Below are 13,442 nucleotides of genomic sequence, written 5' to 3'. Positions count from 1 at the left end.
ACTGATTGATCAGGAGCGTAAAAATGAATAACCGGAGCAAGTGGAGTATACGTTACCAGGAATTAGAAGTTGAAAATATTCATTTGAAATCTTTAATAGATGAACATCTTGAATATCGCAACCTTGCTGAACAAACGTTACGACACAATGCTGAATTTCTTGCGATGTTGAGTCATGAGATTCGCACGTCGATGAATGCTATTTTGTCATTGACTGCACTACTCGAACAGACTTCGGTCAATACAGAACAGCGCTATTATTTGGATTTAATGAATACTAGCAATGTCACATTAGTGGCGTTAGTGAACAATATATTGGATTTGAGTAAAATGGAAGCAGGTAAGATGCAACTGGATCATGATCCTTTTGATCTGATTAATGTTATAGAAGATTTGCTCTATTCTGTTTCTCCGCGTGCTTTTCAAAAAGAGGTTGAAGTGATTCTTGCTATTGAATCGGAGATTCCTTTATTTGTGATGGGGGATGCGCTTAAAGTAAGACAAATGATTATGAATCTGGTGCAAAATTCGATTAAATTCACACATAAAGGCGAGATACAGATATCATTACTAATGCTTGAATCTGCTGTAGAACTGGCTTCAGTACAAATCATTATTCGTGATACAGGGATTGGAATGTCGGCAACACAGCTATCTCATCTTTTTCATAATTATAGTCAGGTTCATAAGTCGGATGATCATCATTACGGCGGAACAGGGTTAGGATTAGCTATTACAAAGCAGTTGATTGAATTAATGAATGGAAAGATCGAAGTGAAAAGTGAAGTCGATATAGGAACAGAGATAAGTATCGTATTCAATTTTAAAAAATATATGGAAGTGCCTGCCATTCCCTTCAAAAAAGATCTATTATCACTGATGAATGTGATGGTACTGGATCAAAATAAAACCAGTAGTCAATTAATCTGTAATCTGCTGATAGAATGGGGAGCTAGCGTAACATATCGATTGGAAATGAATGAGGAATTTTTTGAAGACATTCAAGAGAGTACGTATGACCTGATTCTAATCGATCTGCGTACGATCAACCCACATTTGTGGGAACGCGAAAAAGCAAATTTGAAAAAACAACCATTGGCTGTATTAGCTCCTCTGGGCGATAAAGTGGAAGGTGAATTTAAAGATATGTTTAAAGCGGTGATCACTAAGCCTATTCGCAAGCTTCACTTACTCAATGGTGTATTAGCTGTAGAGATCGATTAACATCAAAAAACTGCTGTACGATTCATCTTGACTGAATACGTATAGCAGTTTTTTTGTACTTTTATTTTTTGGCTTTCGCAAGGATCGTATTTAACAAATGTAGTTTACGGATCGGTTTGGTAATAATCGTCTGAAATAACGCTCTAAATTCACCTTCTATTTTGTTGCCAAGTGGGGCAAGCAAAAATAGCGGTTTATCTTGTAACATCTTTTGGTGATGTTCCCACGCCTCCATATCAATACTATCCAGATCCAGTAGACAGACATCGAAATGTTCATGTTGAATCGTATTAAAAAACACATCATTCATTTCTGAGATCACACTAACATCTGCGCCCCAATCAGACAACATCATCGAAATTAACTCCAGGCTAGTTGTATTATTGTCTATTAACAAGATGCGTACATCTTTAAGTACATCCTTTTCAAAAGGAATAGAAGGCAGATCAGTATATCGTTCAAATTCAATACTGACACTAAATTCAGAACCGACATCTTTTTTGCTAGTGACTTCCACTGTACCTTTCATCAATTCGACAAGGCTTTTAGTAATCGCAAGCCCTAGCCCTGTACCTCCGTATTGATGATGTTCGTTATTATGATGAACCTGTACATAGTTTTCAAATAATTGCGTTAGTTGCTCCTCAGACATCCCAATCCCTGTATCACGAATAGAAATTTTAACAGTAAGATTTTGCTCATCTTCTACCGGAGAAAGCAATAATAGCGATACCAGTATTTCACCTTCGTGTGTGAATTTAACTGCATTTTGTAATAAATTCATAATCACTTGCCTGATTTTGAGTGCATCTCCGATCACAAACAAAGGAATATCTGACTCAATATCAAGAATCACTTCTACATTGTTTTTGAACGCTTTGGGAGATAGGGCATAGACCAGATCTTCAATCGTATTTATCAAGTCAAAAGGATGTTTTTCGATCATCATATGACCGGATTCTAATTTACTGATATCTAGCAAATTATCGACAAGAGCCATTAGTGCATCACTACTGGATTCCAAAATATTAACATAATGTTGTTGATCTTCTTCTAAGGTGGTTTGTTTTAATAAATCGGTCATCGTGACAATACCGTTCATAGGTGTTCTGATTTCATGACTAAGCATAGCGATAAATTCTGTTTTCTGTTTTAACGCTTGCTCCGAAAGAACGATCACTTGTTGCTGATTATACGATTGTAAACGTAACTTGATAACTTCTAATTCTAATTCTCGTTGCTGTTTAATCGTTTCTATTGTGTCTTTCATACGCAACACCTCGATTGGCTTAGATTCATAATAGAATCGAAATATAGTCTTATCTATTTTATCATCTGTTATATACGTTATTGTTAACTAATTTATTATAAACTAATTTAATGAATCATATCCATATTTGAAAAAAACAGACAATAAGCCGAAAAAAGGCACTCTAGTCAGAATCAACAAGAGTGCCTTTTATAAGATTAGACTATTTTATACGAAAGGTATAAAAGGGGAAACAGTAATTACATTGATTTTGTTAATGTAATTTCACCAGTAGATTTATTCCATTTAACATCCCAACCTAGCAATTCAGTGATGGAGCGTAAAGGAACCATTGTTCTACCGTTGCTATCTACCATAGATACTGCTTCGATTTTTTGAGTTTTACCGTTAACATCAACAGTGTTTTTACCAACCCAGAATTTCATTGTATCTTTACCAGCCATTACTGTAACTTGACCAGCAGATTTATCCCAAGCTACTTTAGCGCCAATACCTTCTGCAAGGTAACGCAATGGAATGTACGTTGTACCGTTTTTCACCATAGGCATTGTATCCATTGTTGTCATTTTGTCGCCAACTTTAAGTTGTTTGCTGTTTAATTTCATCCATACTTTCATCATAGAAGCATCTTTAGCAGGTGTTGCTGGTTTAGCTGGCATAGGTTTAGCAGCAGTCATTTTGAATTTATCAGGGTATTGTTTTACAATTGCGCCACCCAAAGCTTCGCCGATACCGAACATTGTTTTGAATCCTTCACGATCTGCTTTGTATGCAGCTTCATATTTCTTAGCAGCATAGTTATCGATAACCATTTGAACTTGACCTTCATGAGCGACTAATGCTTTTTTAGCAGCAGCTGCAGGCAAGTTGTTTGCTGTTGCTGTACCTAAGAAAGTAGAGAATTCTGTTGTGAAATCACTAATACGATCTTTTACAGCTTGTAGAGATGTTTTGTCACCTTTTTTCAATGCTGTTACATAATCACTTTGTGCTTTGATGTGGTTGGTTACCCAGATTTTTTCGAACTGGTTACCACCTTCTGCACCATAGATCGAAGTGATTGCTTTTTTGAATGCTGCTGTGTTGCTAGCTTCTGCTTTGATCAATGCTGCAGAATCTTTATCTTCGCCATTGTATTGTTTTTGCATTTGCAATACAGACAATGCAAAGTGTTCTGCTGCTAATTGGTTTAGTGCAGAGCGTAGGTCAGCTGCTGGTGTATCTACAGAACCGTTGTTGAATTTAGCAGGATTTTGAGCAACGATTGCTCCTGATAGCGCTTTACTTACTGTGAACATTGTAGCGAAACCTTCACGATATTCTGTGTAAGCACCTGTGTAATCGCCAGCTACATATTTTTCAAATACGTCTTGTACTTGATCTTCATGTAGACGAAGAGCTTGAGCAGCCGCTTTTTGTGGCAATTTGCCTTCTGTAGCTGTTGCTAGGAATTTAGAGAACTCATCTACAAAGCTTTGTACTTGAGCTTCTGCTTTTTTGATAGCGGCTTTGTTGTCCATTTTAGTTGCTTTTACCAAGTTGTCTGTGTATTTGTTGTGAGCACGGAAAATTCGTTCAAATTCAGCCGCGCCTGCTTTACCGTAGATTGCTTCGATAGCAGGTTGCATATCTAGCGCATTTTGATCTAATGCATCGTATGCTTGTTTAGCATCAGGTGCACCTTCGTATGCTTTAGTCATTGCAACAACAGCTAATGCGAAATGCTCGGAAAGTAAGTAATCAAGTCCTGCACGAAGGTCAGCAGCTTTTGTGCTAACTGTAGGAGTCGCTGTTGTTGGTGTTGCTGCGAATGCTCCTGTTGTTGGAAGAAGTAAAGAAAGACTTAATGCGGGTACAATTAGTTTTTGAATTTTCATAAGTAAGCTCCCTTTGTATTTACATTTTTTTGTGTGTATCAAATGTTGCCGTCCATACACAGATGAACGAAAGATAATTGGTTTTGGATCACTTTATTTATTTTTTTATTTCAAAAGCGAGGCTGAAGCGAAGTCATATCATGCTCTCATTGCAGTCATGACGACTGTTTCTTTATCATACGTTCCTGACCTTGCTACCCGATCACCAGCCCCACTGTAGTAGAATAATGAACTTACCTTTTTTTACTTGCATACTCACGAATAATGTATAAACACATTTCTCAGAAATTAAACTAAGTGTCTTATATAATTTTAAAGAATAGCGGAAATAGAAGAAAAGAGAATAAAAAAAGTGCCCTTATGATAAGGGCACTTTCATCATTTATATATATGATGTAGGAAATAGAATAGGTCAAAACAAATGAAATCCGCCATAGTGCGGTTCGGGGGAACGAAACCGTAATATGGCGGATTCCGGGAGTGGTCCATGATATAGCAGAAGTGAGAACGAAGGGGACATCATTCTCGCCAATTGCCGTTACTTATTGTTAAACACGGACACAAATATTGAAACAGGTCATTTATAAATTTTTTTTAATCTTTACAACCCGGAAACATACCGGTCGAAATCGCTATGCGATTCCAGTTATTGATGGTGTTAATCGCTACAATAATATCCATATATTGTTTCTCGCTAAAGTGCTGTAACACCTCATTGTATACAGCTTGAGGTACTCCTTGCACTGTAATTTCAGTTACCACTTCAGTAAGATGAAGAACTGCTTTTTCAGCGTCTGTATAATAAGGGCATTCTCTCCATACACTGGTCAAAGCGATCCGTTCTTCCGATTCACCCATTTTGCGCAAATCGCGTGTATGAGCATCCAGACAGAACGCACATCCATTGATTTGTGAAGCGCGAATTTTGATCAATTCATATAGAACAGGGTCAAGATCCTGTTCTTTGATAAATTTCTCCATTTGCCCCATAAGGGAATAGACTTTCGGGTGTACTTTGTAATAATCCATACGTGTTTGCATTGGTTATCCTCCTGAAATATAAAATAGTCACAAGCTTGATAGAAGCTTATATAGACTAGACAAATGAGGAAACCGATTTGTGACAAGCTTAGCTAATTTTGTCTGGATTTGAGATCATAAAGATATGATCGACTTGTCCTGATGCATTATATCTAAAGGAATAAACGGCTACCGTTACCCCTTCACGCTGAAGTTGTAGACCTATTTCACCATTGATCGATATGATTGACCATTCTCCTGTCAGTGACCCTTTAGCAGCAATACCATTGAAGAACGAAATCACACGTCGACGATCGAAAATAGGACGTAAAGCCGATTTAACTTTACCACCGCCATCTGTGTAAAGACGCATATCCTGTTGAAGTAATTCCAATAAAGAAGAAAAGTTACCTGTCTGAGTAGCTTGCAAAAAAGCACGCGTAAATGCTAATTTGTGCTCAGAGGCAATCGATTCAGACGCTTGCGCTTCTTGTAGCTTGGGCACAGCACGACTGAATATTTTGCGGCAAGTAGCTTCTGAGCGATTCATCCATAGGGCAATCTCTCGATAAGAAAAATCAAAGGATTGTCGCAATACAAAAATCGCACGCTCTACAGGTGTCAATTGATCGAGCAATACCATCACTGCATAACTAATATCATCGGTTAGTATAATAGAAGTATCTGCACTTTCTGTTAACTCTGATGTACGTGAAGATACTGAAGATGAAGACCATTCGTTCACATGAGGTTCAGGCAACCATACCCCCGGATACTCTACACGTTTGATTCGTGCCGATTCCAGTACATTCAAGCTTCGATTGACTGTCGACTGAATCAGATAAGCACGAATATTATTAACTTGCTCATGATTCCAGTTGCTAGTACTAAGATAGATAAAAAGGTCTTGTACAATATCTTCGGCTTCGGTACGCATCCCTGTAATGCGATAAGCGACAGCAGTCAGTAATGAACGATATTCTACATATAAGTGTTCGATATGGTTACTAAATAAAGAAGTCATATTGGAAATCTATCTCCTTATTAATATCAGTAATACGATAGGAATAATCGATGTACAGCGTTACATGGTACACTTGCTGAATTTCTATCCTCTATATCATACTAGAAATATTGTGCTTATTCTGTACGTGATCAACAAGAAAGGAACTCTCATCTTATGAATTGGCTTAGATCGTATCCACGCGAAATACAAGTTTTTTTACTGGCTAGTCTGATCAGTGCAGCAGGTGGATCATTAATGTGGCCCCTAACTACACTTTATGTCTATCAGGAGCTCGGTCGCACGATGACCGATGCAGGTTTTGTAGTTCTTTTGCAATCACTGGGTGGTATCGGCGGGCAATTGCTTGGAGGTACATTATATCATCGTCTAGGTGTCAAAAAGTTAATCGTAGGTTCATTGTCATTAAATGCATTGTGTTTGTTTGCATTGCCTTTTGTTAGTCAGAACTGGCATCTGTATATGATTACAATGATATTTGTAGGATTATTTAATGCGATGTCGTTGCCAGCTATTCAAGCATTTATAGGCTTTCGCTTTGCAGATCGCCGCGGACAATTATTCAATATTGTATATGTTGCTAACAATATTGGTGTAGCACTAGGAACCGCTCTATGCGGAGTGCTAGCAGATATTTCGTATCATTTAACATTTGTACTTAACGGGGTAAGTTGTGCATTGTTTGCCGGTTTCTTTTTTGTATATTTGACCAAAATCGGCGAAGGCGAACGTACTCATGTACAGGAAGAAGATGTACATAATCCAGGTCGACCACAAGTCCATACAGAAAAGCGTCCATTATGGTTACTATCTCAAGTGAGAGTCTACTTATATATGGGAATTGGTTCGTTGTTTCTATGGTTAGGTAATTCAATCTGGAATACAGGCGCATCTCCTTTTATCGTCAGTTCAGGTATGTTAATTAGTTATTACAGTCTGTTATGGACGTTAAACGGTGTATTGATCTTCGCAGGTCAACCGTTCGTGAATTTTATCCGCCGCGTAGCTGCTCGGACAGCTGAAGCTCAAATGACTGCCAGTGCTCTTTTTTATTTGTTTGGCTATATTGTTATTTTAGGATTTCATAATTATCCGGCGATGATTGTAGCGATGATTCTGATTACATTTGGCGAGATGTTGTTATCTCCAGCTATTCCTTCGTATGTCTCTGAAAAAACCGGATTGTATGCTCCATTCTATCTAGGAGTAGCCGGAGGAATAGGTGCAGTCGGACGTGTCATCGGGCCTTATATTATGGGCGTATTTTATGATGCTGGTGGGCTTCATCCTGTAGCATGGGTCGCTGTATTAGCAGGTATTCTTTCTTTAGCATTCTTTATGCTTCATCATTATGTACAAAGAAAAGCAGTATCACTTCCTCAGTCTTCTAGCTAATACTTGAGTGTAAAACGAATGATATACTATACTCAAAGGATAAAGACCAAATAGATAAGAGAAGGTGCGTATACATGTCGGTTCAGCCTGTTGATCAGCTAGTGACTCGATTGTCGATTATGAATGATGCTCAATATTTAATAGAAATTGATCATTTGGTATGGAATGATAATAACACTCCATGTGTACTACAATACGGATCACGTCAGCAATATTTGCAAGATCATCCACCGGGTACGCAACTGGTTGCTATATTAGGAGAACAGATCTGCGGATATGTAGGATTTCAACATCCTACGTATGTCTCTACCAATCAACATGTATACGATATTCATATTGCGATTCACCCTGATTATCAAGGCAAAGGAATAGGGCGCAAATTGATCGAATCATTAGGTGAATTTGCTCGGTCACAACAAATACGTAAATTAACGCTTCGTGTGCTTTCAACTAACAAAGAAGCCTTCCAATTCTACAAAAAGCTAGGCTTTGTAGAAAACGGAAGACTTCCTGAAGAGTTCTATATTAACGGGCAATATGTGGATGATATCTTGATGACTTACTGGCTGTAGGAAGTCTGACCATAGACACTCTTTGTAATGAGATCGGTCAATTCTGCTTTTTGTGCCCGGTATGTATCCGGTGACAATAATCCTTTATTTAATCGTTCATTTAACATCTCTGTCATCTGCGCAACCTGCAAGTCGATTACGGCTTGTGGGTTTTTGTTATGTCGACGTGCTGTTTCAGCAAGTGATCTGCCTTCATATAAATCTTCATAGACATCCTCATCCGACGAAGCGCCAAGTGTACTCAGGAATGCATCCTGTTGCTCACTCGTCAACGAAGAACCAGACGCACTCGATGGCGCTTGAGCATTTGCTTCTTCCCCTAGCAACATGCTACTGATCGCAAGTCCTAGAAGCAACGTACTGATCATCGCTTTACGTGAACGGTGGTTTTTTTTCGTGCTTTTCATCATGGATACCTCATTTCATACTATTGTTAAAAGTAGAGCATTACCCTTTAACGTAATGTGCTCTATCGTTATCTTAAACAGCTTGCCTTAAAAGAAACTTAAAGAAACGTAAAGGTAAGCTAAAACCTCTCTTTTTTGTTTCAACCCTGTGTCAGATTCTTTACATATTTAGTACCAGTATTTTCTATTGGTGAGCCTTTATGGTTAAATTTTAATCCGGTATATCCGATAATAGAAAGTAGAGTAACTAGGCAAAGGGGGTTTATTTGTGAATCGTATGTTGAAGTATCAGATTCTTTTCAAACTTCAATTACAAGAAAAATTGCAGAAGATGCTAGAACCTAATGCGCAGATTCCAGAACAGGAATTGTATCGGCTAGCACATTCGATCAAAGGAACAGCAGGCACGATAGAGTTGCCAGAATGGTACTCTGAAGCTTTGCGTTTACTGACCACATTCAAAGAAGACGGTCAACGTGTATTTGACCATGAGCAGATGGTTATTATATTAGAACCATTATATGAGCTTATCCAGCAGTCAGATGTGGAGCCTGAAGTTAAAGAGACTGCACCGATCGAGAAGATACCTTTTACAATAACATCCCCTACAAATACGACCAAAGCTCGAACCGTCTTAATTATTGATGATGATATCGGGCTCCTTACTTTATTAAAAGATGAACTGGTCAGTCAAAATTTCACAGTGTTAGCAACGACAGAGCCTGAACAAGGTTTGGCGTTGTTTTATGATAAACGTCCTGATTGTGTTGTGTTGGATTTGGTATTGCCTGGTATGAACGGATTTGAGCTGTTAGCACAGATTCAAGATTTGTGTGAACGTCATTTTATTCCTGTTATGATCATCAGTGCTTCAGGCAATAAAGAAACCCGGATGCATGGTTATGCGATGGGAGCGGAAGACTTTATGATTAAGCCTTTCGATATGGACGAATTTTCTTTGCATGTGCGCCGTTTGACCAGCAAAAGAATCAAGCTGACAGAATTGCTGTTATTAGATAGTGTAACCGGGGCTTACAGTATGCCTTTTCTAGAACGTGAATTAGAACGATATCAAGAACAAACGCGAGTACATGAGACAGAAGTATCGTTAATCGTAATCGATCTGCAAGGTCTGCGAAATTACAACAAAACGTATAATTTTGCGAAAGGCGATCAATTATTACGACAAGTCTCCGATACGATTAAATTGTCTTTGCGTGTAGAAGATATATGGGCACACGAACGTGCAGGGCGATTTTATTTGCTACAACCAGGTAGCTCTCCTGCTCAAAGTAGTGCTTTTATTGATCGTATTCTTTATTCGCCACAAGTCGCATCTTTGATTCCAGCAGGAATGATGCGTATTCGCTATGGCGTGGTGCCTGTCTTTGCTACAACCGATCAATCGCAACTATTTGATCAGGTGAATCAGCAATTGTTGCATTTAAATACAGCGTTGGAACAAGGCAAATCGGTATCTTCTATACCGTTACAGACGCCATCCAGAATGAGTAGATCTATAGATGCTAAGCCTGTTGTTGCCCATCCTGTTATACCTGAACCTACTATAAGTAATCCACCTGTACCGACGGTATCTGTTAACGAGCCATTGCGATTAGCGATTGTGGATGATGATCCATTAATACGTAATATTTTGGAACGACAAATGTTCGATCTAGAACAAGAGTATTTACTGGATATTCGTGTGTATACAGATGGCAAAGAATTTTTGAATGATCCGTGGCATGATGAATCTGCTCAATATTTATTGATTTTGGATCGAATGATGCCACGTATTAACGGAATGGAAGTTCTTTCCCGTCTACGTGGTGAAGAAGGTTCAAAGTATACGGTGCTGATGTTAACGGGAGTCGACGATGAACAAGGCATTACAGAAGCGATACGTGCTGGAGCAGATGATTATATGACCAAGCCATTTAGTATGATGGAATTGGAAGCTCGTGTACGACGCTTACTGAACAAAGTAGGGGTAGCGTTATGAGTATTGATAATATACTGGTAACGATCTGGTGGGCAACTGTCGGAGTGGTGTCATTGATTATCGTATTGTTACTGTATCTGATGTTTCGTAAATATCAACGCAATCGGCGTTTGCAAGCGATAGACCGTTTAACCGAGCAACTTGCCAAAGCCGATTCTGCGCTGAATCAGTATATTGCAACAGGAGAACGTTCTCGTAGAATGCTGGCTAAAAATAGCTTGGAACAAAAAGCGATCGAAGAAATGTTAATTCATCGCTTATCACTAAGTCGCTCCAAAAATGAAACGCAGCGGATCAAAGAACTAAGTGAGTATTATTTTGCAGAATCGTATGCTAATGATTTGCGTAGCTCGCGCTGGAGTACTCGTATCAATGCTTTACTTTATATTGAGCAATTTCAGATGATGAGTCTTCACTCGGAGCTTTTACAAGCGTTACAGCGCAAACATTGTACAGGTGATGAGCGCTTTTTGATTTTGCGGATTCTGGTTGTATTTCAAGCTCCTGAGATTATGGATGAACTGGAATCAGCAGCTATCCAATACTCAGACATTCAATTATTGCAGTTGGTGTTGTTAATCAAAGGCGAGCTGTTAGATCAATTGCTACAACAGTTCGATAAATACAGTCCCAAATTACGCTATATCATTATAGATAGTCTGCGGATTAACAATATTCGTACGCAAGAAGTACTGCAATTGTTAGAGCAATGTATGTATTCCAATGATAAAGAAATGCGTATTCGTGCGATGAAAGCACTCGCTAACTTTGGTTATATGAGTCCTGAAGCGGCTGATCGGATGGAACAAGCGTTAACTGAACAACAATCTATATCATGGCAAGAACGCTTGATGAGAGTGAAAGTAATCAATAGTACGCGTGATGAACGCTTTTTGCCGTATCTGGAGCAGTTGGTGAGTGATGATTCATACGAAGTTCGTCTGCAATCGGCGCAAGCTTTGCTTCGTTATCGTCAAGGTGTAGCGATATTGGAACAAATAGCGACCAATCATCCTGACCGATTTGCAAAAGAGATGGCACAAGAGATATTGGAAAGGAGAAATTATGAGCGGAATGTGGGCTGACCTCGGATTAGTTGTTTACCATATCATTGCTGTGATCACGATATTATACGTCGCTTTTTCAACCGGAGCGTATTTGTTAATGTATTTCGCGGCTGCCAAAGATTTGCGCAAAGACAAAGATGTGAGCGGACTTCAATATAGCAAAGCACTCGAAAACGAATTAGCTCCTTTATCAATTCTAGTGCCTGCTTACAATGAAGGTGGTAATATCGTATCCAGTGCTCGCTCACTGCTGAGTATCAACTACAAGCAATTTGAAGTTATCGTAATCAATGATGGTTCCAAAGATGATACCGCGCAACGGATGATTGATGAATTTGATATGTCGACCATTTCCAATCGTGTTCCTTTTTCAGCATTAGGCAAGTCTACAGCACCGATTCGCAATATTTATCGCTCTTTACAGCATCCCAATCTAGTACTGGTGGATAAAGAAAACGGTGGGAAAGCAGATGCGCTTAATGCAGGTATTAACGTTTCACGTTATCCTTATTTTGCTTCCCTTGATGGAGATACTGTACTGGATACCGATGCTTTTATCAAAGTAATGAAACCTATTATGGAAGCGAAGCCTGGTGAAGAGATTATAGCTACTGGTGGTAGTGTAGAGATTGCCAACGGAAGTATTGTTGATACAGGTTATCTGAGCAGTGAAAATGTACTGCTATCTCGTAATCCATATGTTGTAATGCAAGTTATCGAGTATTTGCGTGGTTTCTTGATGGGACGGATCGGTCTGAGTAGCTTCAATATGTTGATCCTTGTATCCGGTGCATTTGGTGTATTCAAAAAAAGCTGGGTAATCGAAGTGGGCGGTTATGAGACAGAGACAATTGGTGAAGATATGGAGCTGATTGTTCGTCTACATCGTCTATTACGGAAAAAGAAAAGCAAAGGTCGGATTATCTATATTCCAGAACCTGTCTGCTGGACAGAAGCACCGGAAAGTCGCAAAATTTTACGTCGGCAACGGATTCGCTGGCAACGTGGATTGTTCGAAAGTCTATGGCGGAATAAAGACATGCTGTTCAATCCGCGCTATGGACGCATCGGCTTCGCCGCTATGCCATTATTTATGTTCGTAGAGCTGTTTGGACCTGTAGTTGAATTGATCGGCTTAATTATGATTGTATTAGGTCTCATTCTCAAAGCAGGAGCAGGCTGGGAAATCAGTGCATCACTGACATTGATGATGATTTTGTATGGTTCGTTATTGTCGACAGGGGCGGTATTATTCGAAGAATGGCGATTCCATCATTATAATCGCATAGCAGATGTATTCCGGCTGGTGCTTCATGCATTATCCGAATCATTCTGGTATCGTCCGATGCTAACCGTCTGGAGAGTGATCGGGCTGGCTCAAGCGATTCGTGGTAAAAAAGCCCAGTGGGGTGAAATGACACGTGTAAATGTCATCGGTGGCAGTTCAGATACGATCAAAATGCGACCGGAAAGCCCGCTTATTCAACCTAAAAAATAAACGAATAGTCGTTATACCATAAAAAGCTACTTCACCTGCAAGATTGCAAAAGTGAAGTAGCTTTTTGTCATGAAATGATCTTAATGT

Annotated in this window: 11 protein-coding genes; 6 read left to right on the top strand and 5 right to left on the bottom strand. The window is 39.1% G+C overall.

Annotated features, from left to right (window positions below):
* Window positions 1-23: 23 nt before the first annotated feature.
* Window positions 24-1,223 (top strand): sensor histidine kinase, encoded by a 1,200-nt coding sequence (locus QE450_RS17455; RefSeq protein ID WP_307300882.1) that lies wholly within the window; start codon window positions 24-26, stop codon window positions 1,221-1,223.
* 61 nt (window positions 1,224-1,284) lie between these two features.
* On the opposite strand, the gene QE450_RS17450 is transcribed toward QE450_RS17455, so the two are convergent.
* From QE450_RS17450 to QE450_RS17435, 4 genes are all read right to left on the bottom strand, one after another.
* Window positions 1,285-2,493, bottom strand: a complete 1,209-nt coding sequence (locus tag QE450_RS17450; protein ID WP_307300880.1) for an ATP-binding protein — start codon at window positions 2,491-2,493, stop codon at window positions 1,285-1,287.
* A gap of 239 nt (window positions 2,494-2,732) precedes the next feature.
* Window positions 2,733-4,370 carry a copper amine oxidase N-terminal domain-containing protein gene (locus tag QE450_RS17445; protein WP_307300878.1) on the bottom strand — a complete coding sequence of 546 codons (1,638 nt, stop codon included), beginning with the start codon at window positions 4,368-4,370 and terminating at the stop codon, window positions 2,733-2,735.
* Window positions 4,371-4,964: 594 nt separating this feature from the next.
* Entirely contained in the window at window positions 4,965-5,411 is a 447-nt protein-coding gene (locus QE450_RS17440; RefSeq protein ID WP_273613823.1) for a carboxymuconolactone decarboxylase family protein, read from the bottom strand.
* 88 nt (window positions 5,412-5,499) lie between these two features.
* Window positions 5,500-6,414 (bottom strand): sigma-70 family RNA polymerase sigma factor, encoded by a 915-nt coding sequence (locus QE450_RS17435; RefSeq protein WP_301263628.1) that lies wholly within the window; start codon window positions 6,412-6,414, stop codon window positions 5,500-5,502.
* Window positions 6,415-6,570: 156 nt separating this feature from the next.
* On the opposite strand from QE450_RS17435, the gene QE450_RS17430 reads away from it, so the two are divergent.
* Window positions 6,571-7,809 (top strand): MFS transporter, encoded by a 1,239-nt coding sequence (locus QE450_RS17430; protein WP_307300875.1) that lies wholly within the window; start codon window positions 6,571-6,573, stop codon window positions 7,807-7,809.
* A gap of 74 nt (window positions 7,810-7,883) precedes the next feature.
* The gene (locus tag QE450_RS17425; protein WP_274171719.1) at window positions 7,884-8,381 is read left to right on the top strand and encodes a GNAT family N-acetyltransferase; all 498 of its coding nucleotides are present in this window, start codon (window positions 7,884-7,886) and stop codon (window positions 8,379-8,381) included.
* Here the strand turns inward: QE450_RS17425 and QE450_RS17420 are convergent.
* Window positions 8,369-8,788, bottom strand: a complete 420-nt coding sequence (locus QE450_RS17420; RefSeq protein ID WP_301263631.1) for a hypothetical protein — start codon at window positions 8,786-8,788, stop codon at window positions 8,369-8,371. The two genes, QE450_RS17425 and QE450_RS17420, sit on opposite strands and share 13 nt — an antisense overlap.
* A gap of 277 nt (window positions 8,789-9,065) precedes the next feature.
* On the opposite strand from QE450_RS17420, the gene QE450_RS17415 reads away from it, so the two are divergent.
* Genes QE450_RS17415 through QE450_RS17405 form a run of 3 tightly spaced genes read left to right on the top strand, consistent with a single transcriptional unit; the run spans window position 9,066 to window position 13,355 of the window.
* Entirely contained in the window at window positions 9,066-10,790 is a 1,725-nt protein-coding gene (locus QE450_RS17415; protein WP_307302743.1) for a response regulator, read from the top strand.
* Window positions 10,787-11,875: a HEAT repeat domain-containing protein gene (locus tag QE450_RS17410; RefSeq protein WP_307300871.1), complete on the top strand. Its 1,089-nt coding sequence runs from the start codon at window positions 10,787-10,789 to the stop codon at window positions 11,873-11,875. The genes QE450_RS17415 and QE450_RS17410 overlap by 4 nt, the downstream gene beginning before the upstream one ends.
* Window positions 11,856-13,355 (top strand): glycosyltransferase family 2 protein, encoded by a 1,500-nt coding sequence (locus QE450_RS17405; RefSeq protein WP_307300869.1) that lies wholly within the window; start codon window positions 11,856-11,858, stop codon window positions 13,353-13,355. Before QE450_RS17410 ends, QE450_RS17405 begins: the two co-directional genes overlap by 20 nt.
* Window positions 13,356-13,442 lie beyond the last annotated feature (87 nt).

This window comes from Paenibacillus sp. SORGH_AS_0306, assembly GCF_030819345.1.
GTDB classification, from domain to species: Bacteria; Bacillota; Bacilli; order Paenibacillales; family Paenibacillaceae; genus Saccharibacillus; species Saccharibacillus kyungheensis.
This window is presented reverse-complemented; position numbering and strand designations above follow the sequence as displayed.

What these genes read in the sequence shown, in the direction of transcription:
- QE450_RS17455 (WP_307300882.1), top strand. Translation starts at nt 24, where the DNA reads ATGAATAACCGGAGCAAGTGGAGTATACGTTACCAGGAATTAGAAGTT.
- QE450_RS17450 (WP_307300880.1), bottom strand. Translation starts at nt 2,493, where the DNA reads ATGAAAGACACAATAGAAACGATTAAACAGCAACGAGAATTAGAATTA.
- QE450_RS17445 (WP_307300878.1), bottom strand. Translation starts at nt 4,370, where the DNA reads ATGAAAATTCAAAAACTAATTGTACCCGCATTAAGTCTTTCTTTACTT.
- QE450_RS17440 (WP_273613823.1), bottom strand. Translation starts at nt 5,411, where the DNA reads ATGCAAACACGTATGGATTATTACAAAGTACACCCGAAAGTCTATTCC.
- QE450_RS17435 (WP_301263628.1), bottom strand. Translation starts at nt 6,414, where the DNA reads ATGACTTCTTTATTTAGTAACCATATCGAACACTTATATGTAGAATAT.
- QE450_RS17430 (WP_307300875.1), top strand. Translation starts at nt 6,571, where the DNA reads ATGAATTGGCTTAGATCGTATCCACGCGAAATACAAGTTTTTTTACTG.
- QE450_RS17425 (WP_274171719.1), top strand. Translation starts at nt 7,884, where the DNA reads ATGTCGGTTCAGCCTGTTGATCAGCTAGTGACTCGATTGTCGATTATG.
- QE450_RS17420 (WP_301263631.1), bottom strand. Translation starts at nt 8,788, where the DNA reads ATGAAAAGCACGAAAAAAAACCACCGTTCACGTAAAGCGATGATCAGT.
- QE450_RS17415 (WP_307302743.1), top strand. Translation starts at nt 9,066, where the DNA reads ATGTTGAAGTATCAGATTCTTTTCAAACTTCAATTACAAGAAAAATTG.
- QE450_RS17410 (WP_307300871.1), top strand. Translation starts at nt 10,787, where the DNA reads ATGAGTATTGATAATATACTGGTAACGATCTGGTGGGCAACTGTCGGA.
- QE450_RS17405 (WP_307300869.1), top strand. Translation starts at nt 11,856, where the DNA reads ATGAGCGGAATGTGGGCTGACCTCGGATTAGTTGTTTACCATATCATT.